Source organism: Shouchella xiaoxiensis (assembly GCF_016907895.1).
GTDB lineage: Bacteria > Bacillota > Bacilli > Bacillales > Bacillaceae_D > Shouchella > Shouchella xiaoxiensis.
This window is the reverse complement of sequence record NZ_JAFBCV010000010.1, coordinates 1-24793: the sequence shown is the minus strand read 5'-3', so window position 1 is coordinate 24793 and position 24793 is coordinate 1. Positions and strand designations below refer to the sequence as shown.

The 24793-nt window shown below is 43.2% G+C and carries 29 protein-coding genes and 1 pseudogene; 18 read left to right on the top strand and 12 right to left on the bottom strand.

Annotated elements, in window-relative coordinates:
• Positions 1-154: 154 nt before the first annotated feature.
• The gene (locus JOC54_RS14775; protein WP_204466962.1) at positions 155-1219 is read right to left on the bottom strand and encodes a serine hydrolase domain-containing protein; all 1065 of its coding nucleotides are present in this window, start codon (positions 1217-1219) and stop codon (positions 155-157) included.
• Positions 1219-1797, bottom strand: coding sequence for a TetR/AcrR family transcriptional regulator (locus JOC54_RS14770; protein ID WP_035417881.1), 579 nt, complete (start codon positions 1795-1797; stop codon positions 1219-1221). The genes JOC54_RS14775 and JOC54_RS14770 overlap by 1 nt, the downstream gene beginning before the upstream one ends.
• 247 nt (positions 1798-2044) lie before the next feature.
• Here JOC54_RS14770 and JOC54_RS14765 point away from each other — a divergent pair, with 247 nt between their 5' ends.
• The 7 genes from JOC54_RS14765 to JOC54_RS14735 all read left to right on the top strand — a co-directional run bounded on the left by JOC54_RS14765 (position 2045) and on the right by JOC54_RS14735 (position 7900).
• On the top strand, positions 2045-3493 hold the full coding sequence (locus JOC54_RS14765; RefSeq protein ID WP_204466960.1) for an MATE family efflux transporter: 1449 nt from the start codon (positions 2045-2047) through the stop codon (positions 3491-3493).
• 141 nt (positions 3494-3634) lie between these two features.
• On the top strand, positions 3635-3775 hold the full coding sequence (locus tag JOC54_RS14760) for a (2Fe-2S) ferredoxin domain-containing protein (RefSeq protein WP_204466957.1): 141 nt from the start codon (positions 3635-3637) through the stop codon (positions 3773-3775).
• A gap of 18 nt (positions 3776-3793) precedes the next feature.
• Positions 3794-6229, top strand: coding sequence for a heavy metal translocating P-type ATPase (locus JOC54_RS14755; protein ID WP_204466955.1), 2436 nt, complete (start codon positions 3794-3796; stop codon positions 6227-6229).
• Positions 6219-7064 (top strand): DUF8832 domain-containing protein, encoded by an 846-nt coding sequence (locus JOC54_RS14750; RefSeq protein WP_367617809.1) that lies wholly within the window; start codon positions 6219-6221, stop codon positions 7062-7064. The genes JOC54_RS14755 and JOC54_RS14750 overlap by 11 nt, the downstream gene beginning before the upstream one ends.
• Before the next feature lie 21 nt (positions 7065-7085).
• Positions 7086-7367, top strand: coding sequence for a glutaredoxin family protein (locus tag JOC54_RS14745; RefSeq protein WP_204466953.1), 282 nt, complete (start codon positions 7086-7088; stop codon positions 7365-7367).
• Between the two features lie 14 nt (positions 7368-7381).
• Positions 7382-7597 carry a copper chaperone CopZ gene (gene copZ, locus JOC54_RS14740; RefSeq protein ID WP_204466951.1) on the top strand — a complete coding sequence of 72 codons (216 nt, stop codon included), beginning with the start codon at positions 7382-7384 and terminating at the stop codon, positions 7595-7597.
• An 18-nt stretch (positions 7598-7615) separates the two neighbouring features.
• A complete protein-coding gene (locus tag JOC54_RS14735; RefSeq protein ID WP_204466949.1) occupies positions 7616-7900 on the top strand; it encodes a metal-sensitive transcriptional regulator in 285 nt (94 codons plus the stop codon).
• Between the two features lie 119 nt (positions 7901-8019).
• Here JOC54_RS14735 and JOC54_RS14730 read toward each other — a convergent pair whose 3' ends face one another.
• On the bottom strand, positions 8020-8337 hold the full coding sequence (locus tag JOC54_RS14730) for a hypothetical protein (RefSeq protein WP_204466946.1): 318 nt from the start codon (positions 8335-8337) through the stop codon (positions 8020-8022).
• A gap of 315 nt (positions 8338-8652) precedes the next feature.
• Here JOC54_RS14730 and JOC54_RS14725 point away from each other — a divergent pair, with 315 nt between their 5' ends.
• Both JOC54_RS14725 and JOC54_RS14720 read left to right on the top strand, forming a co-directional pair.
• Positions 8653-9345: a response regulator transcription factor gene (locus JOC54_RS14725; protein ID WP_035417874.1), complete on the top strand. Its 693-nt coding sequence runs from the start codon at positions 8653-8655 to the stop codon at positions 9343-9345.
• Complete coding sequence (locus JOC54_RS14720) at positions 9323-11539, top strand: sensor histidine kinase (RefSeq protein ID WP_204466944.1); 2217 nt, start codon at positions 9323-9325, stop codon at positions 11537-11539. Before JOC54_RS14725 ends, JOC54_RS14720 begins: the two co-directional genes overlap by 23 nt.
• 53 nt (positions 11540-11592) lie before the next feature.
• Here JOC54_RS14720 and JOC54_RS14715 read toward each other — a convergent pair whose 3' ends face one another.
• Together JOC54_RS14715 and JOC54_RS14710 are read right to left on the bottom strand one after the other, a co-directional pair.
• A complete protein-coding gene (locus JOC54_RS14715; protein ID WP_204466941.1) occupies positions 11593-12000 on the bottom strand; it encodes an NUDIX hydrolase in 408 nt (135 codons plus the stop codon).
• A 4-nt stretch (positions 12001-12004) separates the two neighbouring features.
• The gene (locus JOC54_RS14710) at positions 12005-12535 is read right to left on the bottom strand and encodes a GNAT family N-acetyltransferase (protein ID WP_204466939.1); all 531 of its coding nucleotides are present in this window, start codon (positions 12533-12535) and stop codon (positions 12005-12007) included.
• A 115-nt stretch (positions 12536-12650) separates the two neighbouring features.
• Here JOC54_RS14710 and JOC54_RS14705 point away from each other — a divergent pair, with 115 nt between their 5' ends.
• The 3 genes from JOC54_RS14705 (at position 12651) to JOC54_RS14695 (ending at position 14523) form a co-directional block, all read left to right on the top strand.
• Complete coding sequence (locus JOC54_RS14705) at positions 12651-13166, top strand: RNA polymerase sigma factor (protein WP_367617808.1); 516 nt, start codon at positions 12651-12653, stop codon at positions 13164-13166.
• Positions 13150-13908, top strand: coding sequence for a DUF4825 domain-containing protein (locus JOC54_RS14700; RefSeq protein WP_204466937.1), 759 nt, complete (start codon positions 13150-13152; stop codon positions 13906-13908). The genes JOC54_RS14705 and JOC54_RS14700 overlap by 17 nt, the downstream gene beginning before the upstream one ends.
• A 123-nt stretch (positions 13909-14031) precedes the next feature.
• Positions 14032-14523: a hypothetical protein gene (locus tag JOC54_RS14695; RefSeq protein ID WP_204466935.1), complete on the top strand. Its 492-nt coding sequence runs from the start codon at positions 14032-14034 to the stop codon at positions 14521-14523.
• 90 nt (positions 14524-14613) lie between these two features.
• Here the strand turns inward: JOC54_RS14695 and JOC54_RS14690 are convergent, their stop codons facing one another.
• Complete coding sequence (locus tag JOC54_RS14690; RefSeq protein ID WP_204466933.1) at positions 14614-14799, bottom strand: hypothetical protein; 186 nt, start codon at positions 14797-14799, stop codon at positions 14614-14616.
• A gap of 263 nt (positions 14800-15062) precedes the next feature.
• Entirely contained in the window at positions 15063-15377 is a 315-nt protein-coding gene (locus JOC54_RS14685) for a substrate-binding domain-containing protein (protein WP_204466931.1), read from the bottom strand.
• Here JOC54_RS14685 and JOC54_RS14680 point away from each other — a divergent pair.
• Positions 15362-15694, top strand: a complete 333-nt coding sequence (locus JOC54_RS14680) for a glucuronate isomerase (protein ID WP_204466930.1) — start codon at positions 15362-15364, stop codon at positions 15692-15694. The genes JOC54_RS14685 and JOC54_RS14680 overlap by 16 nt on opposite strands.
• A 34-nt stretch (positions 15695-15728) precedes the next feature.
• Here JOC54_RS14680 and JOC54_RS14675 read toward each other — a convergent pair whose 3' ends face one another.
• The 3 genes from JOC54_RS14675 to JOC54_RS14665 all read right to left on the bottom strand — a co-directional run bounded on the left by JOC54_RS14675 (position 15729) and on the right by JOC54_RS14665 (position 18141).
• Positions 15729-17096, bottom strand: coding sequence for a hypothetical protein (locus JOC54_RS14675; RefSeq protein WP_204466929.1), 1368 nt, complete (start codon positions 17094-17096; stop codon positions 15729-15731).
• Positions 17080-17622 carry an RNA polymerase sigma factor gene (locus tag JOC54_RS14670; protein ID WP_035417857.1) on the bottom strand — a complete coding sequence of 181 codons (543 nt, stop codon included), beginning with the start codon at positions 17620-17622 and terminating at the stop codon, positions 17080-17082. Before JOC54_RS14670 ends, JOC54_RS14675 begins: the two co-directional genes overlap by 17 nt.
• Before the next feature lie 348 nt (positions 17623-17970).
• Positions 17971-18141, bottom strand: coding sequence for a hypothetical protein (locus JOC54_RS14665; RefSeq protein WP_204466928.1), 171 nt, complete (start codon positions 18139-18141; stop codon positions 17971-17973).
• A gap of 157 nt (positions 18142-18298) precedes the next feature.
• Here JOC54_RS14665 and JOC54_RS14660 point away from each other — a divergent pair, with 157 nt between their 5' ends.
• On the top strand, positions 18299-18445 hold the full coding sequence (locus JOC54_RS14660) for a hypothetical protein (RefSeq protein ID WP_204466927.1): 147 nt from the start codon (positions 18299-18301) through the stop codon (positions 18443-18445).
• Positions 18446-18487: 42 nt separating this feature from the next.
• Here JOC54_RS14660 and JOC54_RS14655 read toward each other — a convergent pair whose 3' ends face one another.
• A complete protein-coding gene (locus JOC54_RS14655) occupies positions 18488-19858 on the bottom strand; it encodes a metal ABC transporter solute-binding protein, Zn/Mn family (protein ID WP_204466926.1) in 1371 nt (456 codons plus the stop codon).
• Positions 19859-20109: 251 nt separating this feature from the next.
• Here JOC54_RS14655 and JOC54_RS14650 point away from each other — a divergent pair, with 251 nt between their 5' ends.
• Positions 20110-20370 carry a hypothetical protein gene (locus JOC54_RS14650; RefSeq protein WP_204466925.1) on the top strand — a complete coding sequence of 87 codons (261 nt, stop codon included), beginning with the start codon at positions 20110-20112 and terminating at the stop codon, positions 20368-20370.
• A 22-nt stretch (positions 20371-20392) separates the two neighbouring features.
• On the opposite strand, the gene JOC54_RS14645 is transcribed toward JOC54_RS14650, so the two are convergent.
• Positions 20393-21448, bottom strand: a complete 1056-nt coding sequence (locus JOC54_RS14645; RefSeq protein WP_204466924.1) for an NAD(P)/FAD-dependent oxidoreductase — start codon at positions 21446-21448, stop codon at positions 20393-20395.
• Positions 21449-21733: 285 nt separating this feature from the next.
• Here JOC54_RS14645 and JOC54_RS14640 point away from each other — a divergent pair, with 285 nt between their 5' ends.
• The 3 genes and pseudogenes from JOC54_RS14640 to JOC54_RS14630 all read left to right on the top strand — a co-directional run bounded on the left by JOC54_RS14640 (position 21734) and on the right by JOC54_RS14630 (position 24662).
• Complete coding sequence (locus JOC54_RS14640) at positions 21734-22795, top strand: response regulator aspartate phosphatase (RefSeq protein ID WP_239586758.1); 1062 nt, start codon at positions 21734-21736, stop codon at positions 22793-22795.
• Positions 22796-22982: 187 nt separating this feature from the next.
• Positions 22983-23863 (top strand): annotated as a pseudogene (ant(6), locus tag JOC54_RS14635) (aminoglycoside 6-adenylyltransferase).
• 22 nt (positions 23864-23885) lie between these two features.
• Positions 23886-24662, top strand: a complete 777-nt coding sequence (locus JOC54_RS14630; RefSeq protein ID WP_204466923.1) for a GNAT family N-acetyltransferase — start codon at positions 23886-23888, stop codon at positions 24660-24662.
• The last annotated feature ends 131 nt before the right edge of the window (positions 24663-24793 follow it).

Sequence of the window (24793 nt, the reverse complement as noted above, 5' to 3'; positions counted from 1 at the left end):
GCAGAGTGAACAAAATGGAAACGGTGACGAGAGCGATCAGCAAGAATAGTTTCCTTTCTTCTTACCATGATTCATTCTATCTTAAATGAATACGAATGTGGGTGTGACAATGGAAAAACCACCTATTCAATTAGGTGGTTTAATCGCCTCTCGGTTAAGATGCAGCTCGAATGATTTGAATCATCGCTCTTACAGCTGCACTATGGCCAAACCCGCTGCTCTGGTTTACCGTCCCTGAAAAATACAAATCGCGCTCGGTGTTATAAAAGGCGAATGCCCCCGTTTGTCCCCAAAAACCAATGATTTCGTTTATCGGTTTAAACGGTGAGTATATCCGTGGTAACCAGAGCTTCTCTAGGCCAATGCCGTAATAAAAAGAGCCTGGAAAAAAGATCAACTGCCATTGCTTTAATTCCTCTATTTGCTCTTTCGGAAAAAAATGCCCCTTTGCAAAAGCCCGTAAAAACTGCATCGTTTCTTGCGCTGTTGAGACAATCCCACCTTCTGCCCCGACAGAAGAAAAGTAGAGAGGGAGCCGAATCGTGCTCGACTTATAGTGCAGCGAGACAGGCTTCTGATCGTTTACGTCTTCATAAACATACGTCTTTGTGAAACCTAATTCATCAAAGATATAGCGCTTGAACACATTGGCAATACTCATACCCGTTATGTTTTCAATAATTCTTCCTAATAGCTGATAGTTAGTATCCGAATAATTTACTTTTCCCTTTTGGCCAGGTTTGAATTTTGGTTTCATCTCTTTCACTAGCGTTAGCACTTTCTCTAAAGGCCAGCTCTGGTCTTCGCCTTTAAAAAGCTGATCAGCGACCGAGATTCCGCTTACTTGTTTGTAGGCAAAATAGTCCGGAATGCCTGATGTATTGGAAATGAGATGTTGAATCGTCAATTCTTTCGAATAATCAATGCCATCAAGAATATGAATCCCGGCAATAAGATCCTCAGATAAATAGGAACGAATTTGATCTTTGAGCTGTAGCTTGCCTTCTGCTCTTAACAGTAGAACAATAGTTGTTACATAAAGTTTTGTGACGCTGGCAATAAAGTAGGGATCATCGGCTTGCAAATTCCCGGCTGCACCCGTCCAACTTAACTTCCCATCGCCTTGTTCTACACTTAATATCGCCCCAAAGTTGTTTTTCTTATTTGCCATCTGCTGCACGGTCTTCTGAAGAAAAGAGTCAGTCAGTTTTGTCCCCATCAAATCCCTCTCTCTTTTCGTAGTCGAGCAGCGTTCACCACATCTTCTGCTGTGCTGTCCATCAGTTGAATCATTTTTTTCATATCAAATTCCTCAAGAAACAACTCATTTGCGACCATGATGGAAAAGCCTGTTTGGAAGGTTCTCATCTTAAATAAGATGTCTTTAAGCTCTTCTTCATTAAAACCGTGGAGCTCAGGATCGGTTTTCATTTGCTCAATTAAAAGATCGCCCATTCCCTCATCGTAATCTTGTAAATAGTGATTCTGGTTCATAACAAAGTCTTTAAAAAGGACCGGATACAACTTTGCAAAGCGCAAACTTGCAACCCCAATATTGGCAAATGGGGACCGGCTCGTTTCTTCAGCTAATAGTTGCTGACTAATAGCGACCACTTGGTCAATAACGGCTTGCCTTAATGCTTCCACATCCGTGAAGTTGACGTAGATCGGAGCGATAGAACTACCTAGCCGATCGGCTACTTTGCGGATAGTAATGCGGTCGATCCCTTCGTTTTCTGCAATAGCAAAAGCAGCTTCACTAATCTGTTCTTTCGAAAACTTATTTTTAGGTGGCATGGCAGCCTCGCTTTCAGGTAACGGTTAATATATATCGTATGTTATATAACATATGATATAACTTTTGAAAGAAAATGCATAGAGTTTTTTTGAAAAAAGGACTAAATTCCGTAGAATCATGAAGACTATTAGCTATAAACGTAGAAACTGGATGTGAATTAATCGAATATAGTCCCATTAACTTTTGGTTGAAAAATACGGTACAGGGGTATAGTGTGTAAAGCAAGAAGAGCAGGAGGAGATAAAGATGGCTAATCTTTCGGATCAAACCATCCAGAAGCAATTGTCACTCAGAGCGAAGGTCAAAATCATTCTCGTTCTTGCGCTTCCTGCGGTTGTAGAGAACTTCTTTCAAACGATGCTGGGCTTTGCAGATACATTCTTTGTCGCACAAATCGGTTTAGAAGAAGTCTCAGCTGTCGGTGTGACGAATGCGATTCTGGCGATCTATTTTGCGTTATTTATGGCAATTGGCGTTGGCGTGAATGTATTAATGGTCAATGCGATTGGGGAACAGGATGAAAAACGCGCCTCGAAAATAGCCCAGCAAGGTATTATCCTAGCAGCGATAGTCGGTAGTTTAACAGGGGTCGTGACGTTTCTTTTTGCGGAATCTTTGCTACGCTTATTAGGAGTAGAAGGCAAGGTATTGGAATTAGGAGCGTTGTATTTTCGAATTGTCGCCGTTCCTTCGATCTTAATGGCCTTTATGTTTGTCATGAGTAGTGTCTTGCGAGGTGTTGGCGATACGAAATCACCGATGAAGGCAGTAATTGTGGCCAATCTCGTTAACATTGTTTTAGATGTTGTGCTGATTTTTGGCTTTTTGTTCATTCCGGCTCTAGGCATCGTCGGTGCAGCAATTGCTGGCGTGATCGCTCGAATCGTCGCAACGTTGCTTCTAGTTCGCTACATCCGAAAAACAAAAGAGATGACGTTTCGTAAAGAATGGTGGCGTCTTGATAAAGGCAGTCAGAAAGAGTTGCTAGGTCTCGGAACACCAGCGGCAATTGAGCGCTTGGCGATGCGGGTTGGACAAGTTATCTATTTTGGCTTTATTGTGGCGCTCGGGACAAGTACCTTTGCGGCTCATCAAATCGCCGGCAACATTGAGACATTTTCTTATATGATTGCCTATGGTTTTGCGGCTGCGGCGACAATTATTGTTGGCAAACAAGTCGGTTCTGGCAATCATGCCGAAGCGAAAAGCTATGCGAAGTTAATTGCGTTCGTATCTGCTGGTTTTATGGCCGTGATGGGTGTATTTCTGTTTATCTTTGGTGAATGGATTGGTTCGTTTTTTAGTGAAGATGCAGCAGTGATCCACGAGATTGGGATTGCTTTGAAAATATCGGCGCTGTTCCAACCCTTTTTAGCGGTTTTGCTTATTTTAACAGGGGCTTACCAAGGCGCACGAAATACGAAATACCCAATGTATTTAACAATTTTTGGCATGTGGCTTGTGCGAACGGTGTTTGTTTATGTGTTGGCAATTACGCTCGAGCTTGGTATAGCTGGAGTCTGGATTGCGATTGGGATCGATATTGTGTTCCGCGCGATTGTTTTATGGGTAAGGATGGAACAAGGCCGCTGGATTAAAGGCGAGAAAGAGATGTCCTTTAAAGATGAAGTGGAGTGCCAGTGCCATCCGAACACAAAGCAACCAAAGCTAAATGAGTGTGTAAACAATTATTAGGGAATAAAACATTTCTCTTGAATACTATAGGGGGGTATAGTATATTGAGGTTGTAACAACATCACACCTCAGCCGTAGGAGGAACATAGATGAATCAGAAAAAGACTCATTTCATCCTTTGTAATGGCAAGTCTTGTACCCGTGATTGCTTATCCGCGTGGTGATTGGTACGGTAATATGACGCCTCAGCTCGCTAAAAAGCTTGTTCAGACAGAAGCAAAAAATGACCGATTTACGAACAATCTGCTTTACCAATATAAGGACGGACGATTTACAAATTAGTAAGAAGGAGGCGGAAGTATGGCAGAGAAAGAGGTTTATATACCAATAGAGGGTATGACCTGTGCTGCGTGCGCCAACCGCATTGAAAAAGGCTTATCACGACTCGATGGCGTCGATGAAGCAACAGTGAACTTTGCCACTGAAAAAGCAAAGGTTCGCTACGATTCTGAAAAAATTCAGCCGCAAGCGTTTGAAGAAAAGATTCAGCATCTCGGTTACGACGTGATCAAGGAAAAGGTCGTGTTTGATATAGGTGGCATGACTTGTGCCGCCTGTGCTACGCGAATTGAAAAGAAATTGTCGCGCACGGACGGTGTTTCAAGCGCCAACGTAAACTTTGCGCTTGAGAATGTCACCGTAGAGTACGACTCAAGTCAAGTCACTTCCACCGGTCTACAAGAAGCTGTGAAGAAAATTGGCTATACGCTACACGAACAAGAATCGAGAGAAGAAACGGCTGACTATCGCGACAAAGAAATCAAGAATCAGACAGGGAAATTCATCTTTGCGGCGATTCTAACCTTCCCGCTGTTGTGGACGATGGTCACCCATTTTGAATTTACCTCGTTTCTCTACATGCCAGACCTATTTATGAACCCATGGGTGCAGCTAGCCCTCGCTACACCTGTGCAGTTTATTGCCGGAGCCCAGTTTTACAAAGGAGCATACAAAGCGCTTCGAAGTAAAAGCGCCAATATGGACGTGCTTATTTCGCTTGGAACGACCGTTGCGTTTTTCTACAGCATTTTCTTAGGGTACGAATGGCATGTTGGAGGACAGGTCGGAATGCCCGAGCTTTATTTTGAAGCCGCAGCAGTCATTATTACGCTTGTCATATTAGGAAAATTATTTGAAGTACGGGCAAAAGGACGAACAGGCAAAGCGATTGAAAAGCTACTTGATATGCAGGCAAAAACCGCGCGTGTTTTGCGCGACGGAGAAGAAGTGGAAGTGCCTATCGAAGCGGTTGTAGTAGGCGATACATTTATCGTTCGCCCAGGAGAAAAGATTCCTGTAGACGGCGAAATTCTAAAGGGAGCCTCAGCCCTTGATGAATCGATGATTACCGGAGAAAGCATTCCTGTTGATAAGAGGCCAAAAGATGTTGTTATTGGCGCAACGATTAATAAAAATGGAACGCTAACGGTAAAAGCAACAAAAGTCGGCAAAGATACTGCACTTGCGCAAATTGTGAAAGTGGTTGAAGAAGCACAAGGTAGTAAAGCCGATATTCAGCGCGTTGCTGACCGCGTGTCTGGTGTTTTTGTACCAATTGTTGTGCTAATTGCGATTGGATCATTCCTTACGTGGTACTTCTTAATTGAGCCAGGTGACATACGTTCAGCGCTTGTGCCCTTAATAACGGTGCTTGTCATCGCTTGTCCATGTGCCCTCGGCCTCGCGACGCCAACGTCGATTATGGCAGGGTCAGGAAGAGCAGCGGAGATGGGCGTCCTATTTAAAGGTGGCGAGCATTTAGAAAATACCCGCACGATCCAAACGATTGTGCTTGATAAAACGGGGACCGTAACGAAGGGTGAGCCAGAGTTAACGGATGTCCATGTTGTAAGTGGCGAGGAAGAAAACGTATTAGCTCTTGTAGGCGGCGCGGAAAAACATTCCGAGCACCCGCTTGCGCAAGCGATTGTTCATGGGATTAAGCAGCGACACATCACGATCCCTGAGCCAGAGCAGTTCAGTGCCTTACCTGGATTTGGGGTAGAGGCTCAAGTAGACGGCAAGACGCTTTATGTGGGCACGAGAAAACTAATGAAGCAGCACAATATTGCCGTTGAAGCAGTCGAAGAAAAGATGGCAAGCCTTGAAACCGAAGGAAAGACAGCGATGTTAATTGCGATTGATAACGAATTAGCGGGACTTGTGGCGGTTGCCGATACGGTAAAAGAAACGTCAAAAGCAGCGATTGCGCGGATGAAGTCCCTTGGGTTAGAAGTGATTATGCTGACGGGAGATAACGAGAAAACGGCAACGGCGATTGGAAATCAAGTCGGTATTGATCGTGTCATTGCGGAAGTGGTTCCAGAGCAAAAAGCCGATGAAATTAAAAAGCTTCAGCTCGAAGGCAAGAAAGTCGCCATGGTTGGAGACGGGATGAACGATGCGCCAGCCCTTGCAGTTGCCGATATTGGCATGGCAATCGGGACTGGAACGGACGTAGCAATCGAAGCGGCAGACGTGACGTTAATGCGAGGCGACTTGCAAAGCGTTGCTGACAGCATTCAAATCAGTGAAAAAACGATGCGAAATATTAAACAAAACCTATTCTTTGCATTTGTGTACAATTCTGCGGGGATCCCAATTGCCGCCGCAGGTTTACTTGCACCATGGGTAGCCGGAGCAGCGATGGCCTTTAGTTCGGTCTCGGTCGTCTTAAATGCCCTGCGTCTGCAGCGGATGCGTTTCAAGAAAGAAGGTGATGATCGTGCAAATTAAGACATGGGTCGCAATCGGAATCGTCTATCTCGCTTTGGTGATTGGCGCATATGGCTTCATCAGCGGCGAAAACATTTTCCAAAGCGGAACGATGCATGAAGAACACAACGAAGAACAGAATGAAAACCATAATGAGGAACATGAGGAGGAGTCCGACATGGACCATAGTGGACACAATCAACACAGTGAGCACGGCGCAGGGGAATCGCAAGTCAAGACGCATGTGATGCATCAAGGAGATCAACTCATGATTCATCTTGAAGATGATGAGGGCAACGCACCAGAATTAGAGATTTCCCATGAAAAAGACATGCATGTCATTGCCGTATCCAATGATCTAGAGCAGTATTTGCACTTACACCCTGAAAAACAAGGCGAAGGCATGTACGTCATCAACCAAACGCTTGCTGACGGAGAGTATCAAGTTTTCATTGATATTTCACCAAAAGGAAAAGCCTACACGCCTACTGCGAATTCGTTGCAAATAGGCGAGGCAACCACGCCAAAAACAGAGCTGGATCAAGACGATTCATGGACAAACGAAATCGACGGAAAAACGGTGACCCTAGAGCCGGTTGAAGCAACTGTTGGCGAAACGGTACCACTTGTGTTTAACCTACATGGTGAAAGCCCTGAGCCGTACTTAGGAGCGCTCGGTCACGTCGTCATTTTAGATGAAGCGGTTGAAGAATTTATTCACGTTCATCCTGCGAGTCCTGACGATACCCGCTTTGATGCCCATTTCACACTGCCGGGAACCTACAAGCTCTGGGCCGAGTTTAAGTATCCGGATGCCGGAGTCATCGCCTTTCCTTTTGTAATTGAAGTCAACTAAGTCGAACAAGGAGGACGATGCATGTACACGTTAACGCTCTATACGCACCCGTGGTGTTCGGATTGTCAATTAAGTAAGCAAGAGCTGACGGAAGCAGGGGTTCCTTATACAGAAGTGAACCTAAGCGAGCAACCAGAAAAAGAAGCTGCGTTACGTAAAGCAACAGGAGCAAGAGTTGTTCCAGGTTTCGTTTTTCAAAAGCGATCCCTGCTTGGTAAAATGCAAAAGCCGGTAGTGTTTACAGGCTATGAGCAAAACAAAGCCGAGATTATGACGATGGTTAAGCAAGTAAAAACGTTTTGAGGAGGAGAACAGAGATGGAAACAATTGAATTAACAGTAAGCGGAATGTCTTGTGGGCATTGTGTATCGAGTATTGAAGGTGGCGTCGGAGGAATGAATGGCGTCAATAGCGTAATTGTAAAGCTGGACGAAGGACGTGTAACGGTCACGTTTGATCGCGAACAAGTAAGCGAGGACCAGCTCAAGCAAGCAATCGATGAGCTTGGCTACGACGTTCACAAAGCCTATTAGAAAAAGGGGAGTGACGGTATGGAATCAGCAAAACAAACGGTCCAGCCGCAAAAAGAAGCGTTGCTAAATCGATTAAAGCGAATTGAAGGACAGGTTAGAGGCATCCAGAATATGATTCAAGCGGATAAATACTGCATTGATATTCTGCATCAAACCTCGGCCATCGAAGCCGCAATGAAAAAAGTAAGCCTTACGCTAATGGAAGACCATACAAAACACTGCATTCATAAGGCGATCAAGCACGGAGATGACAAGCGCGCGATTGATGAATTAATGGAGATTATCCAAAAGATGGCGAAATGAGCAAGAGACCGAACCAGCCCGCTGGTTCGGTTTTTTGAGTAAAAACTTTTTAAATACAGGTGGCTATATTGACCAATAGTCGTTAAGTTGCTTTATCCTTACTATAAGTAATATCTTAATTAGGGAGTTGAAACGTGTTCTATAGTTGACAGTTCCCCTACATGATTCTCGTCGTGGATCAGACCAAACCCGTATTCATAATTTACTTTTATTAAATTCCAAGTGTTGACATCGTTGACTTCTAATTCATACTCAATTTTATGTTCAGATTCTTCTAAGGTCTCAGCAACAATATAGTAAGCATTTTCTTCTTCGTACTTATCCGTTACAAGCAGTATGGCGGAAGTTCCAGAATGATCATCTGAACTCAAAAACTGACATGACGAAAGAGTGAGTGCGCCAATTGCAACAATTAAAGAAAAAAAGTTGATTTGCATGATTTCCCTCCATAAAAAGGTATTATTTGTTTATTTTAACTCAATTTCATAACTCTATGGAGTTATTTTTATTATTTAAAAATGAAGAGATTGTTTACTACTCTTTTTTGTAGGAACAATACATTTCACTGATATAGTCTTCCTAGGGGTAAAGAACATGTTCATTCCAGGGACAACCCCTAATGGAGAATTAGACTACCTCGTAAGAAATTCTTAAGAAAAATCCCCACTCTGCGGTAAGATTTCCTGTCTATACTTACGTTTATAAGTGAAGAAACGCTATACTACAAAGGAAGGAAGGGAGCATGTGCGACAGTGGAACGATACAGCGTATTAGTAGTTGATGATGAGAAAGAAATTCGAGAAGCGATTGAAATTTATTTAAATAATGAAGAAATTGATGTGATTCATGCGAGCGATGGGTTAGAAGCAATCCAAGTGTTACAGGAAAAGACGGTTCACCTTATTCTGTTGGATATTATGATGCCGAAGCTGGACGGAATTAAAACTGCGTTGAAAATCCGAGAAAAGCAAAACATTCCGATCATCATGCTCAGTGCGAAAAGCGAGGATATGGATAAAATCTTTGGCTTACAGGTTGGAGCAGATGACTATGTGACAAAGCCGTTTAATCCGCTGGAACTAATCGCCCGCGTCAAGTCGCAATTGCGGCGTTATGTGAAGCTCGGGCGCTATCAAGGCGCAGAGGATCAGTTGACATTACGCGGCTTAACGCTCGACAAGGGGGCGAAGGAAGTCCGCGTTGATGACCAGTTAATCAAATTAACACCAATTGAATTTCGAATTGTTGAGCTTTTGTTAACGAATGTTGGCAGGGTCTATTCAATTGAAGACATTTATGAGCGGGTTTGGAACCAACCGAGCTATCAAACGGAGAACACGGTCGCCGTACATATTCGTCGCATACGCGAAAAAATTGAAATTGATCCTAAGAATCCTAGATATTTAAAGGTGGTATGGGGTATTGGCTACAAAATGGAAAAATAGATGGAAGGTCATCGGCTGGTTTGTGCTACTCATTGTTGGAATTAGTAGTCTGTTTATTGTGCTTGACCAGAGCCGCGACTATGCAGTCCGTGATTATTACCAGACAAACGATTTTGAAAATGAACTGGATACGTTTCTATTTAACGTCGCTCGCTTTGAACTGGCGCCAACAAGCTTAGAAGAAGCAATTGAGAGCATTGATGTAACTGAGGGCGACATTGAAGAACATCGCTATTATTATGGCGATTTGTACGAACAGATTCAGTCGATTCGTAATAATTATCAAGCGGATATCGACATGTATGAAGATTCGAGCGATATGGCTGAACTATTGCGTGAAGAACGAGATGAAAAAATAGCCGATATCCGCATGAACTTTGAAGATAATGACTATGTAGCTGAGAAAGTAAGGGAAGAAAAAGAACGACGAGTAAAAGAAGAGTTTGGCTATCTGGACGGAGAAAGAAGGGGTTTCCAACAGTCGAAAAATGCGCTCGATTACTTTCTTGTGCATGCTGAAACGGGTGAGGTCCATACCAATATGACCAATGTTGATGAGGCTAGCTGGGAGGATGCGTTTGCCAAGGAAGAGATGCATTTTTCGAAAACGTTTAAAACAACGGACGCAACGTTGTTGAACATTCAAGATTTTTACACTGAATATGGGGGATCTGTATATGGTGAAGCGGTAAACATGGATGTACCGGAGAATGTAGATAGCAATTATGAAGGCGCCGTCGGCGTGCCGAGAGACAGCAATAGCTACATTGCCACTTATGCAAAAACCTTCCAGGAAAGACAGCTTATCTTACTAGGCATGCTTGTCGTGGGTCTTGGTTCATTAACGGCCGCATGGTTTACCCGGAAAAAAGTTGATTTCTATGAAGGATTAAACACGAGTACGTTTGCGGGGCATGTGAAACGAATTCAGCCAGACATTGTTCTTGCTCTCGTTATCATCTTGGGAATCGTCACGCTGATCGCTATTAGTGATATGACCATTGGGTTTTATTATTACAATGACTATTCCGTTTACACGATTCTATCAAGCTTTCTCTTCCTACTTGTTAGCGCGAGTCTCTTTCTCCTGCTTGCCTACTACAGTTACTACGCGTGGAAAGATGAACGCTCGTTTGCTGACTGGGGAAAGAAAACCATTAGTTACCGGACTTTTGCTGTGGTGAGAGGTGCATTTGAGCAGTCATCTGTCGGTTTTCAAGTCGTTGGTATAATGGCTGTTGCGTTTGCGTTTGGCTTTGGATTTTGGGCTATTTTCCTATTCGGTTTTGCTTTCATTCTTTATGTGTTTGCGGTTCTTTTTATCGGCTTGCCACTTTTGTTTATGCTATTTAAGCGAGTCGGGTATTTTAACCAAATCGTTGCGCAAGCAAGGAACATCGTTGCCGGGCAATCGACTGAAGCTCTTCCTGTTAAAGGGCGTTCGGTCCTCGCTGAGCTGGCATCCTCGCTCAATCAGATAAAGGAAGGCGTTCGTACATCAAGAACGCAACAAGCAAAAAGCGAGCGTTTAAAAACCGAGCTGATTACAAATGTCAGCCACGACCTGCGGACACCATTAACCTCCGTCATCACCTACACGGAGTTATTAAAAAATGACAACTTAAGCGAGGAAGAAAGAAATGCCTATATCGACATCATTGACCGAAAATCGCAGCGTCTAAAAGTGCTGATTGAAGACTTATTTGAAGCATCAAAGATGGCGAGCGGCAGCATTGAGTTAAACAAAGCCAATGTTGATTTGAAGCAGCTATTGACGCAAACCTTGGCCGAAAACAGTCAGGCGATTGAAGCTTCATCCTTGCAATTCCGCGTTAATGAGCAAGCGGAGCCGTTAACCGCCTATGTCGATGGTCAGAAACTATGGCGTGTGTTTGATAATTTAATAGTGAACATTCTCAACTACTCTCTTGCGGAAACGCGCGTCTACATTGATGCCCGCAAAGAAGGACATGAAATTCAGATTAGCTTCAAAAACATCACGCGCTACGAGCTTGGTGCGAATACCGATGAGCTGTTCGAACGCTTTAAGCGGGGCGACACTTCACGCAATACGGAAGGCTCAGGGCTCGGGCTAGCGATTGCCAAATCGATTGTTGATCTGCATGACGGTGACCTGACGCTGGAAGTGGACGGCGACTTATTTAAAGCAACGGTGATTCTACCAGCAAGTTAACAAAAAAAGCTTTGTGAAGAGAGGTGATCTCATTCACAAAGCTTTTTTTCTTGTTAAAACGCGACAAGGAAGGGGTGGCTCTCGCGGTCTAAACAATGTCTAATCCGGTCACTAAAAGTAGAAAATGTGACCATTTCTAGCGCCTGCTCAATCGGGAAAAAGCCGACTTCCACGCTCTCGAGGGAGGTGGTCAAGCTCCCACCAATCGGTTTAGCTAGAAACAAGGTGTTGCAAATGGAGTTAGTGACATTTTGATAAATCCCGCAAAACGCAACGAGCGCAATCTCAATTCCGCTCTCTTCTAACGTTTCCCGGATCGCCGCCGCTTCAATCGACTCTCCTTCTTCTACGACACCGCCAGGCATTTCCCAGCCGCGTGCTGGACCTTTAATTAAAAGGATTTCGTTTTCCTCATTCAGTACAACCGTTGCCGCAGAAAGAAAATGCTTTGATGTAGCCATTGTTCTAGCTCCTTTTCGTTTGATAGAGGACATGCTCGCGCAAAGGGCTGGAGAGCGCGACATTGGGATGGTCAAAGGCTTGTGCATACGTCAGCCCTAGTTTCTTCATCACATGAATTGATGGCTTGTTGATTTTTGCTGTAAAACTAACAATCTCTTCTAACGGAAGTTGATTAAAGCCATACGCAAGGCAGGCCTTCGCGCCTTCAGTCGCGTAGCCTTTTCCCCAAGCTTCTTTTCTTAAGCGCCAGCCAATTTCAATACATGGAGTGAACGGAGCCTCAAAGCTGGCGTGATTAAAACCGATAAAGCCAATGAACTCGCCAGATGCTTTCTCTTCTACCGCATAAAGTCCGTAGCCGTTTTCATGAAAGGAATGTTGTATCCGCTCATAGAAAGCGGTTGTTTCAGCAAGGGACAGCAGCTTGGGAAAGAAGCGCATTACGTCGGAATCTTGGTTCATTTCGATAAAAGATGGTAGATCGTGCGTGTCCCAGTCGCGCAAGGTTAGACGCGGTGTTTCAATATAGATCATCGCGTTCTCCTTTCTGAACGTTTTTAACGAGTATAGCAAAAAAGTGGGCATAAAAGCGTGACGTTTCGTCTTGGAAATCGTCTTTAAGGTAACAAACGAAGAAGGGAGCAAGAAGGTGCATAACGAGAAGATCCACGACTGGTACATGGCTTATAGCAATGATGTTTATCAATACCTCTTCTTTATGACATACGATCATGAGCTCGCAAAAGACTTAATGCAAGACACCTTTATTCGCGGGTTCGAAAAACACGATACTTTTCTTGGAACAAACCCGAGAAACTGGTTAATTGCGATCGCTCGAAATCAAGCAATTGACTATATGAAGAAAAAGAAACCACTGACCTATTTGCTCGAGCAAGCTACAGGAATGCACACCTCAGAAGCGATTCCAGATCAAATGATTAATCGAGCGGAATCGGAATCCGAATTGTATCGTGCCTTACATAAATTAAAACGATCGTATCGAGAAGTGATCATCCTTCGGAAACTGAAAGAGCTATCCATTGCAGAAACCGCCATAATTTTAAAAACAAGTGAAGGAAAAGTAAAAACAACTTTATGGCGGGCGATGAAGGCGTTAAGAAAACAGCTAGAGAAGGAGGGTTTTGTTTATGAATCGATCCGATGAAGAGCTGGAAAGCCAATTCCGCGCATTGGAAAGAAATAGCGTACTTACTGAAACAGAAAAAGCGGAAATCTACCAACAGTTGACGAAAAAACTAGCAGAGCGAGAAGAGGGATTGCGATCTTTAGCAAACCATACTGTTACAACTAAATATGAGAAGGATAAAACTGAATTAAAAAGAAAACGAGAACCTCATTTCCTGTCACTCGCAGCCGCTCTGTTAATTTTGATGCTTGTTGCCGTTCCTTTTCTTTTAAACAGAGAGAATGGAGATCAAACTCAAGGAGGCGAGCGTGGAGAGGAGTTTGCGTTTCATTACGTCTCGGAGGATTTATATGAAAGAAAAAACGCTTATGTCGGTGATAACAGTTCCGTTGGATTTATTATGGGAGAACTCCCCATTCCAGAAGGACAACAAACAGATGGAATGAGACTATACACAACAGAAGAACCGTATGGCGTGACGGTAAGGTACTCGACGTATACTAATTCCCCACTCAATCAGAATCAGCTTCAGGTTTTTCAAGGAGAGCGTGAACAGCTCGTTCTCTATAACGCGACCGTGATGTTCATGCTCATTCAAAACGTTAGCTGGATTGAATTTGACTTTATCGATGGCCCCGTTGAAATCACGCGAGAAGAAGTAGAGGCTGTTTATGAAATGGACGTCCGAAACTTTTCAAGTATGGCAGAGATGGAGCAGGCTTTTTTTGCGGAAGAGCCTGACGCTGAAGTGGCGCGATAGTCGTAATTGTAAGGGCCCTACTCTCGTAAAAGTGAGAGTAGGGTTTTTAAACCATTTTTACATACTATTAAATATATATATCGCTCTATTCTGAATTAAACTAAAGAAAATGAGGTGAATAAGATGAAAGAGAAACCAACAAATAAAGTCTTGCTAATTGTCTTTCCTATCTTTATAGTGTTTGCTTTCTTTATTGGCTTTCTTATGAATAGCGATGAAAGTCAAAGTAAAGTGGAAACCGAAGAGCAAGTCGAATCGATTAATCTAGCAGAAAATGAAACAAGCTTTTACACCGCACAATTTGAAGGTAATGAGGAAGTTATATCTGCGATGGTCGTTATGGACGGGACGCGCGCAGAACTTGTTTTGCATATGCAATCTGAAGAAAGCGCTCAATATACAATTGTTTTTGGAGATGCTGCGGTTAATCAAAACAATGCGGTTATCACCAGAGGCAATGCTCAAGACGAGACGTTATTTATGGCAGATGATGAGGGAGAACTTATTCTTCGCTCCGTACATCCTGTTCGGGTTGTAGAAAGGAATGTGCAGGTTTTGATTGAAAGAGTAGGAGGGGATGGTGGAGCTATGTTTGATTTTGTTGAGATGGAATGATGCGTGTTGTCAATAAGAGTCTTTATAAAAACACCAAAAAGACTCTCATTCACATCAAATGAGAGTCTTCCTATCTTGCACGCCGCAGCGTTACGTTCCTTGCTGGTCTTCGTTCATTCGGTCTGTGCCATTCCAGTCAATCAAGCGGCTGATGGCGAAATTAACGGCAATAATGACGCCGATGATTGCTAGTGGTACGAGCCACTGATCGAGCATTAGGAGTAAGAACAGATACGTTAAGCTGAACGCAGATGTTAGCCATAGTGCTGTTTTCATGCTTATCACCTCTCAGTCGAATTATAGGCTGAGAACTCAGGTAATGAGCGACCTCGATTAAATAAATACCCGGTGTGATCGTTATTCAATCGTGGAAGGTACTGGAAAGGAGATTCGTATTGCGCGAGATGAGACCAAGAAGTGGAGCCACAAATCCCTTTCCTCAAGCGAAATGGGCTTTCCGCTGTATCAAAAGCTTGGTTATGAACAGGTTATATCGATGTATGTGTGTAAGAAAGAATGGCAGATCTGAGCTGAACCGCTCAGGTTTTTTTGTGTGACAAAGACGACTCGCGCACAACTAGCTCTGGTACGAGTTCACGCATCTGCCCTCGTTCACCCGCTATTAAGCGCAGTAGCTCGTCAACAAGCGCTTCCGCAAGCGTAACAACTGGTACGCCAACTGCCGTAATGGGGACATCAGCGTCCGCTTGTTGGGGGATGTTGTCGTACGATACAAGCGCTACATCATTCGGAATGCTTAAGCCAGCCTGACGAATCGCTCGAACGGTACCCATGGCGATGTCGTAGCTTGAACAGATGAGTGCTTGAGGTAGGTGAAATGATTGCCGGAGCACTTGGCAACTTTCAAAAAGAAGGGCTACCGAGCAAAATGCAGCTCGGATCAGGCTGGTGGTTTAATGACAAGAAGGACGGCATGCGCAGACAAATGACGAGTCTCGCCTCACTTGGTGTAATCCACCATTTTGTCGGGATGCTAACCGATTCGCGAAGCTTCTTATCATTTGCGCGCCATGATTATTTCAGACGCATTCTCTGCCAGCTCATTGGCGAGTGGATCGAAGACGGAGAAATTCCCGCAGATCTCGAGCAGGCAGGGGCGCTGATTCAAGCGATCTCCTTCACGAACGCAAAGCGTTATTTTGAAGCGTAAGAAAGACCAGCCTCCTGCTCAGAGGCTGGCCTTTCTATTTAAAAACCTCAGCAAGTATTTCTCGTTTATCAAAAAAGCTCCCGTTTCTAGCACCTGCGTCTCCATAGTCTTGTTCATAAGTGAAATACCAATTGTCCTCGTAATAATAGAGCAAGAAGCTACCAGAACTATAATCTATCGTATTGTAAAAAGAAAAGTTCTCATTTGTAGCGAGCCCATCAATATCTTCTAAATGAGCAAGGTCGATACCAAAACCATCCATTAAGATGTCCTTTGATTGATTAATATCAAACGAATCGTCCATTTTTCCAATTGAATAGAAACTTAAGTCGGTGGTATCGCTCTCGCGAATGCGCCATTCTGTAAAGCCGTCATGCGTAATTTCTTCTGTCTCTGCATCTTCAACTAAGTAAGGTGTAAAGGGAAGGCCTTCAATTTGAGTTAAAGTAAATGTAATCGATTCCCAGCGAGGTAGGGCGCCTTCTCTTAAGAACATCTCTTTTGTTTTTGGCAGTCCGTGTGCTGGGTCAATCTCACCTTCTTCAATTACATATGGCGTTTCGGTTGGCGATAAATTGCCTAGTAAGAAATAGCTTAACATCTCCGAATCAGAGTCTGCCAAGGGGTAATCGGCAAAGAAAATCAAGTGCCGATTAAATACTTCTAATTGATAGAATTCATAAAAACGACCTGTATTCTCATTTTTCATTGAAAAGATAGCTGTATCTGAATCTGAAAAAAGACTGTTGTTAAAATAGCCATTCCCAATAGATTGTACATAATCAGTAACAGTCGCATTAGGAACGGTTGTCATTGATGTAAATTCATATCCTGATAAAATTTCCTCTGCAAATGCATCAATATGTTCAGCAGACACACCTTCTTCAAATAAATAAAGCGAGGCTGTTTCTGTATCTCTTCTGGTAAAGGTTGTCTTTGTTGCTTTTTCGTCCAGTTCTTCTGAGGCGTTTCTAGATAAAGTGTTTGGTAGCATTACTTGAAATTCATCATGATGGATCGAAAAACTTTCTGATGCGTCAGGCATCAAAGCATCCCGGGCAAATAACTCCTCAATTAACGCCTCATCTTCTCCTATTTTATCAAGAGTCGCTTCGTTTTCTTCTGCTTCCTGAGGCGATTCATCGCGATCCTCCTGTTCATCGTGCAATTCATTTGGGACCGTATCACCTGATGGCTGATTGAACGTGGAGGAAAACGGATAAAACGATAAAAACAGTGCTCCTGCCACGGCAAGTCCGGTACCCGTTGCCGTCCAAGCAAAGAAAGTTGATTTGTTTCGTGCTGGCTCTGGATTGTTTAATCCAGCTTTGAATGAGTCTAAGCTTTTGCGATACGTCTGATGGGGCAGAGATTGATACACACCGTTATCCTTTTTTGGCATAGGTAAATCCCTCCACGTGAGCGTCTGACTTCAGCTGTTTCTGGGCCCGCTTTTGCAAATTTTTAACAGCGTAAAGGGATTTGCCCATAATTTTGGCTGTTTCTAAAAGTGAGAATCCTTCAATGAAACGTAAATGAAGAACCGTTTGATAATTTGTTGGCAACTGTTCCAGTGCTTCTTGCAGATCATCAAGCTTGTATGGACTTGATGGTGTTGCATGCAGGTCAGCTGAGAGCGGGCTTAGTTCAACTTGATTTTTCTGCGCTTTATTTGAGCGATAGTAGTCAATCAGCCGATTTCGTGTAATCGTATAAATCCACGTTTTAAAGGAGGAACGCTGTTTAAATTGATGTAGCTGTGTTGCCGCTTTATAAAAAACATCCTGTAAAATCTCTTCTGAATCGTGAAAGCTGTTCGTCTGCATATGAATGTAATGAAATAATGGCTGGGCATAGCGTTTATGTAATTGCTCGATAGCGAGTTCGTCTCCTTGTAACACACGTTTAACAAGTTCCTGATCGTCCAAATCCTCACTCCTTCCTTTTTATAATCATAGACGGAAAAAGCAAAAGAAGGAGTCTTTTTTATGCAAAAAAATTGGACAAATATAAATGAACAGAGTAAAAAGACGACTGAATTTCATTGGAATCAGTCGTCTAATCGTATTTTTCCTCATAAATGAGCGGAAGGAGAATCCGAAGACTCCTGCGGGACAGCACGTGTCTGAAGAATCCGAAGTGGTGGTTTTCCACGGAGGTGGCTGAGGCAGTGCCCCCGGAATGCGAAGCATTCTCCTGTAGCGGTGCTACTCAGCATATGATAGATTATTCGTCTTTTCAACTTCTGCTTTTCGTTAAGACCCAGCCTTCTCTCATTAAGTCTCCAGAACCTCAATTTTCCAGCGAGGGCTGAGCTCTGATTGTAGGGCATTGAGCTTAAAAACCGTCATTTCGGCGCTCTCTCTCGTTGTAAAAATCTCTTCTTTCGCAGTAGAACGGCAATACGTCATAATCTGGTTGTTAACGGTTCGAATAATTTTATACATTAAGACCCCCCAATTGGTTTAAAGCATACTGTTTAGTTTAAGCGGAAGCGGTTGGAAATATGATTCATTTTGAGTAACTTGGACAGGCACGATATAGGGACATGTAGGAATACAATATGAGAGAGAAAGCGATGCACATAGGGTGGAGGGACTCTCGGTGAATTCAAGCGAGCGAATGTTGTTTGAACGAGACTTAGCCTTTCTAAAGGCGATGAGAAAAAAACGTGCTAATGACGAATCCGAGCTTGCTCAATTTGTAGACAGAGAAATAGAGGAATTGGAACAAATCTTATTAAGTAAGTAAACCAACATCTTTTAATAAGATGTTGGTTTATTTGTTAGCTCTTTACTCAGCTGCCAAAACGGTCCGCAGCGTATCAATATTTTCATTCATCAAGGAGAAATAGTCGGCTCCTGCTTCAACATCTTCCTCGGTTAATGCTTCAAGCGGATGAATCGTCAGTGCTTCAGCACCTAGGTGCTGCTGAACCGTTTGCGCAACGGATGGCGTTATGTTTGGTTCGAACAGGACATGTTCCAAGCCCAGCTGCTCTGCTTGCTCGATTGTGTTGACAAGCTGAGCTTGTGACGGTTCGTTTGTTGGAGAGATCCCGGCAATACCAATTTGATTAATGCCGTAGCGTGCTTCCCAGTAACCGTAGCCTGCGTGAGATACAATAAACGTATCAATGGTCGCGTCTTCAGCTAATTGTTGGAATCGTTGATCAAGTTCATCAAACTGGGCTGTTAATTCTTGAAAGTTTTCTTCAAAATAAGCTTCTTGTTCAGGCTTTAACTCAACAAGCATGTCTTTAATCTGTTCAGCTAACTCAACCGATAAGACAGGATCAAGCCAGACGTGAGGATCGTAGTCACCGTGAGAATGACCGTGGTGTGCATGATCATCATGATCGTCAATGCTAATCGTTACCGGTTCACTCTGAGCAATGACGTCATGATCATCCCCAAACAAGCGAGCTTGAATTTGTTGACCGTCAACTTCGGCTGTACCTGTGTACGAATTTGTACCGTTGTCGGGAACGACTTCCCAAGCATCAGAATCGGACGGGTCCTCGTCTGGAGAAAGTGTATACCAATGCCAGTGATCATGACCGCTTTCCTCGTCCTCTTGAGCGGTTAACTGTACGGAATCACCAGTGTGATAGTGATCGTTTAACCCGTCAATTTGAACGGAGGCGGTTTCCAAATCAGCTGTTCCGTGATCGTGAGTATGTTCCTCCTCATCATGGCTATGATCATGGTCGTGCTCTTCCTCATCATGGCTGTGATCATGATCCTCTTCAGCGTGACTGTGCCCGTGATCATGGTCATGATCGTGGCTGTCAGCAATTAAATCAACACCGTCACTTGCTTCTAAGATGGTTACTCCTTCGTTCTCTACGGCGCTAACGACGCTGTCAGCAAAGGCTTCAATTCCCGCGCCATTATAAATAAAGGCATCCGCATCGGCAACTGAAATCATTTCCTGTGGTGTTGGTTCATACGTATGCGCATCTGCTCCGACGGGAACAAGATTCGTCACTTCAACATACTCGCCGCCGATTTTACTTGCCCAGTCTTGCAATGGAAAGATAGAGGTGACAATCGATAGGGGCTGATCCGAATCGCTTTCATCTCCTTGAGTGGAATTGTCTGAGTTGGAACACGCTGCTAAAAACAAAACAGCAATACTTGTAAAAACCAGTGGTTTTTTCATGCTTTCATCTCCCTTGTTCGTAACTGTTACGATTTAAAAACGACAAAAAAAAGAGCGGTTATCAAAGCAGTCGCAAGTGGTTTCCTAGGACTGCAATTAAAAAAACGAATCAAATCGTAATGATTACGAATTATAGCATAGATAAAAATGGCTGGCAACAAGAAAATGGCTTTCTTGCTTTTCATTTAGAGAATCGTTTATACTTTCACTTACATTCATGAGCGGTAGTTTAAGTGGAAAGGAGAATGATGGTGTCGTATAAAGAGGAGTGCGAAACATTTTTTCAGGCTCATTTAAAAACAACAAGTCGCTATGTTTTTACATATAAAGAGACGATGCATATGATGGACAGTGATTATATGGTCATTGAATTGTTGAATGCGTCAGAGGAAGAGTTGTGGCCTGTGGTTAAGAGGATGCGGGCAATGGAGCCTTCGGATAAAAATGTTCACCAGCTTTTGCAACATTTTGCTTATATCTATGTGATTGGCTATCGCACAAATAAAGGATGACTGCGTCAGCAGTCATCCTTTTTTATAAATCTTCCTCCGGCACACCAAGTGCACGGTTTTTTTCGGTGAAAATGGCATTGTGAGAGGAGATGAAAATATCATTTTTCGCCTCAGGCTTGATGTACGTTTTCGCGTGGTTGACGGCTACGGCAGCATCGGTGAAGGCGCCGGCCAGCAAATTAATTTTGTTGGAAAACTTGGCCGTGTCCCCAGCCGCATAAACACCGTCGATCGTCGTTTCTAGCTTATCATTGACGAGGATGTGGCGTTCATCCATCTCAAGACCCCACTGTTTGAGCTGACCTAAATCACTTTGCAAGCCGTGGTTGACGATAATCGCATCAACGGGGAGGTTTTCGGTTGTGTCAAGTGATTCTCCGTCCTCATTAAGCTTCGTAATTTCAGCTGTTTGAATATGCGTTTGCGTTCCGTTTACTTTGCGGATGATATAGGGTGTTTTTATTTTTATGGTGGATTGATTCATTTTCTTCACGCTTTTTTCATGTCCAGCAAATTGGTCTCTGCGGTGAACAACGGTGACTGCTTTAGCAATGGGTTCAAGTTCATTGGCCCAGTCAACGGCAGAATTGCCGCCACCTGAGATCAGCACACGTTTTTGGCGAAACTGCTCTAGGTCCGTGACAGAATAATGAAGATTGGTCACTTCGTATTTCTCAACATCAGCGAGATCTAGTTTTGAAAACTTGATTACGCCGTAACCGACGCTAAGGAGTAAGGTACGCGTGTAGTGTCTTTCACCTGTATGCGATGTAACGATTAAATGCCCATCGGGACAGCGCTCTAGCTGTTCGATTTGCTGATTGAGTACGATTGTTGGCTGAAACGTTTCGGCTTGTGCAACGAGTGATTCAATTAATTGATCGGCCCTAGTAGGTAAAAGCCCGCCAACATCCCATATCATTTTCTTAGGATAGCTGTTTAATCTGCCTCCTAAATAGGCTTGAGCTTCAATCAGTTTCGTTTTCATATCACGCATTCCGCTATAAAAAGTGGCAAACAAACCAGCAGGTCCTCCACCAACAATAGTCAAATCATACAACTCTAATGTGTTCGTCATTACACCGCACTCCTCTTAAGCCATTTCTATCATTATATTTGATAATGAGAATCGTTTTCAATATTTATTTTGATCATTTAGAAAAAAGAGGGGAGGTGATTGAAAAACGAACATATGTCGCTATAAGTAGAAGTGAATTTGACCGAAAAGAGGTGTAAGGAGGAACAAAAGTCAAAATCATTCGGCATTTTTGTTGGGAAATAAGAAATACAGGTGTACAAGCTAGCGTCTATTCAAATAAAATAAGAAAAAAGAGTAACTAGAAAAGGAGATAGCGCTGTGGGAATGGTTACAAGAGAAGAAGTTGGAGAGCTATGTGCATTGTGGTCGGGCTATTTGATTGCGCAAGATCTTGAGAAGGCATCTGAGTATCGTCAGCTTGTTTATCAGCAATTAAAAGACATGGAAGAAGACGACAAAATCATTGGGTATGTCCAGCTGCTTGATCTAAAGCACAACATTATGGAAGACAACCTTTCCAAGGGCGAGTTTCATACTCTTCCTAAAACACAGTCTGATTATCTACTCGATTTCTACTATTACTATTACCATGGACGCTATGCGTTCTATCATTCTCACTACAAAAAAGCCGTCTCCTTGTTCCAAGACGCTGAAAGAGTGCTTGAGCTCGTTGACAATGAAATGGAGAAAGCTGAATTTTATCAACAGTGTGGGGCTTCTTACTACCGAATTGACCAGCATGTCCTTGCTACACAATATACGGAAAAAGCAATTGCCATTTTTGAAAAAGATGAATTCTACGTTATTCGCCTCTTGAACTGTTATTTGCTGTTAGGAGGAATTCAAGCAGATTTGCATCAATACGATAAGGCAGAAGCGTATTATGCACAAGTGCTGGAGCATGCTGATATCCACCCGCAAACACTTGGCTTAACATATCGGGCGCTCGGGCTGCTCAAAGAATCTCAAGATAAGCTTGAAGAAGCCCGCGTCTATTTCTATAAAGCACTCGCAATTCCAGAGATTATGAACAGTATTTTTGGCGTAAAAATTAAAGTGAATCTTGTCAGCGTCTTATACCGCCTGCAAGCGAGCGAAGCCAAAAGCCTCTTTAAAGAAGCAGAAGCGGACGTCATTCGCTACAATATGCACGAGTATCAGCTACGATTAGACATTATTCATTATCTTTTTGTTGAATTCTCTGAAAAAAACATTGATCTTTGCTTACAAAATCTAGTAAAATTAGAGTGTCCCGCTTCGTTTGTTGCGGAGGAAGTTTCTCACGCTTTAAGGGAAAAAGGACAATTCGAGTTAGCGTTGAAGTACATGTCTTTTGCCTATAAGACGCGTATCAATCCTAACATGCTAGGGAGGGATCAAGAGTGAAACGGTTTCTTGCAGTCATGGTCGTTCTAGGTTTTGTGTTTGTCTCATCCGGTACATCTGGGGATGTCATCACACCACAGGGAGATAAGATTGATATTAGCGGATGATGAAGCGTGAAAAACGAACCGAATGTGGTTCGTTTTTTTATTTAGAAAGAAAAAAGAAATGTCACTTACAGGAGGTTCTTATGCGGACGGAAAGACAGATGATGGCATGTGTGGACGAGTTTATAAAGAGTGAGGATCTCATACGGGTAGCGGTAGTAGAAGGTTCTCGAACGAATAAACAGATTGAGAGAGATTGGTTTCAAGACTATGACCTCTCTTTTTTTGTAACGGATATGGAGGTTTACAAGGGCGATGAGAGCTGGTTAGATCACTTTGGAAAAAGAAGATGATGCAAAAGCCTGAGGCAATGGAGCTTTATCCTGCAGAAATTGGAAATGGGTTCAGCTATCTGATCTATTTTGATGACGGGATAAAAATGGATCTCACGCTTTATCCGTTGGAAGATCTACATAATTATTTCGATCAATCAGATGGATTAGTCGAGCTACTGTGCGATAAAGACCAGCGAATACATGATGCAATCGAGCCGACGGACCAAGCGTATTGGCTCATGAAGCCTAGTTCCCGCATGTTTGACGATTGTTGCAATGAATTTTGGTGTCTTGCATCTTATGTGGCAAAAGGGTTATATCGACAGGAAATCTTCTTCGCTCTTGATCACTTGAACCAACTGCTTCGACCTGAGCTGCTGAGAATGATTTCTTGGCGAATCGGTGCAGAGAAAGGATTCACTTTTAGCATAGGGAAACACAGAAAATTTTTAGATAAACAGTTACATAAAGACGAATTGCAGAAATTATTAGAGACCTACAACTGCGGAGGCATTAAAGAAACATGGATGGCGTTTGAGCGCTGCTGTACATTGTTTCGCAGCTATTCCTCTCAAGTTGCAGCTTCCTTTAACTATCAGTATCCGGACTATGATAAAGAAATGACTGCTTTTATTTATGAAAGTTATGCATCGCTTGCAAAAAGAGCTGATGGAGGTGTAGAGGATTAAACAACTAGCTAGAAATGATTATGTGAAAGTTAAAGCCTTACTAACAACCGAACAGGAGCGATCAGACTGCACGTTGCAAGCTGTCATTAATGGTGTGAACCGCGGCGTGATCTACGTTGATAATCCACATGAACCATTAATGGCCGTTGTTTATGCTGTTGGTTTACGCTTTTTCTTTATAGGTGGTGTCCCGGATAAGAGCAAGTGGGAGGAACTTGGGGATTTTATTTTTAATCAGCTAAAAGATGATAGTTTCACGCTCTGTGGTGGAACTTGGTTTTCCGCATCGCTTTATCATGAGGGGTGGAAGAACGTATTGGAACAAGTGGCTGCACATAAAGGTGCCACGATTGAATACGACTGTACGTATCAACGTCGCTTTGATGTGCATCCCGATCGAGGGCTTCCGAAAGGGTACTCGTTAGAAAAGATGAATGCGGCTCATGCGCGGAATGCGCTTGTCCATCCGGAGTTCATCGAGTATTGGTATTCGATCGAGGACTTTATGGAAATGGGTATAGGCTATGTAATGAAACAGGATGAAGACATTGTGTGTGTCTGTTACTCTTGTTCAGTTAATGGCAATGAGCATGAACTGTATATAGCGACATTTTCTGATGCGAATCGAGGACAAGGGCTTGCAACGTATGCCGCAGCAGCTTATCTAAATCAATGCGCGAAACGAAATGTGATAGCGAGATGGACAACAGACGAAGCAAACCAAGCTTCAAAACGTGTAGCTGAAAAAATAGGCTTTTACGATCCGTTCAAGGTGCCAGTGTTGGAATGTTCGTTTTAATGGGAGATAAAAAGAAACTCTTCTAACAGAAGAGTTTCAGATTGTCGAGAAAGCCTTGGTTCTGTGAACCCAGGCTTTCTCTTATGGTCTTTTGATTGGTCCCAATGACGAAATTTGATGGTGAAAAGGAT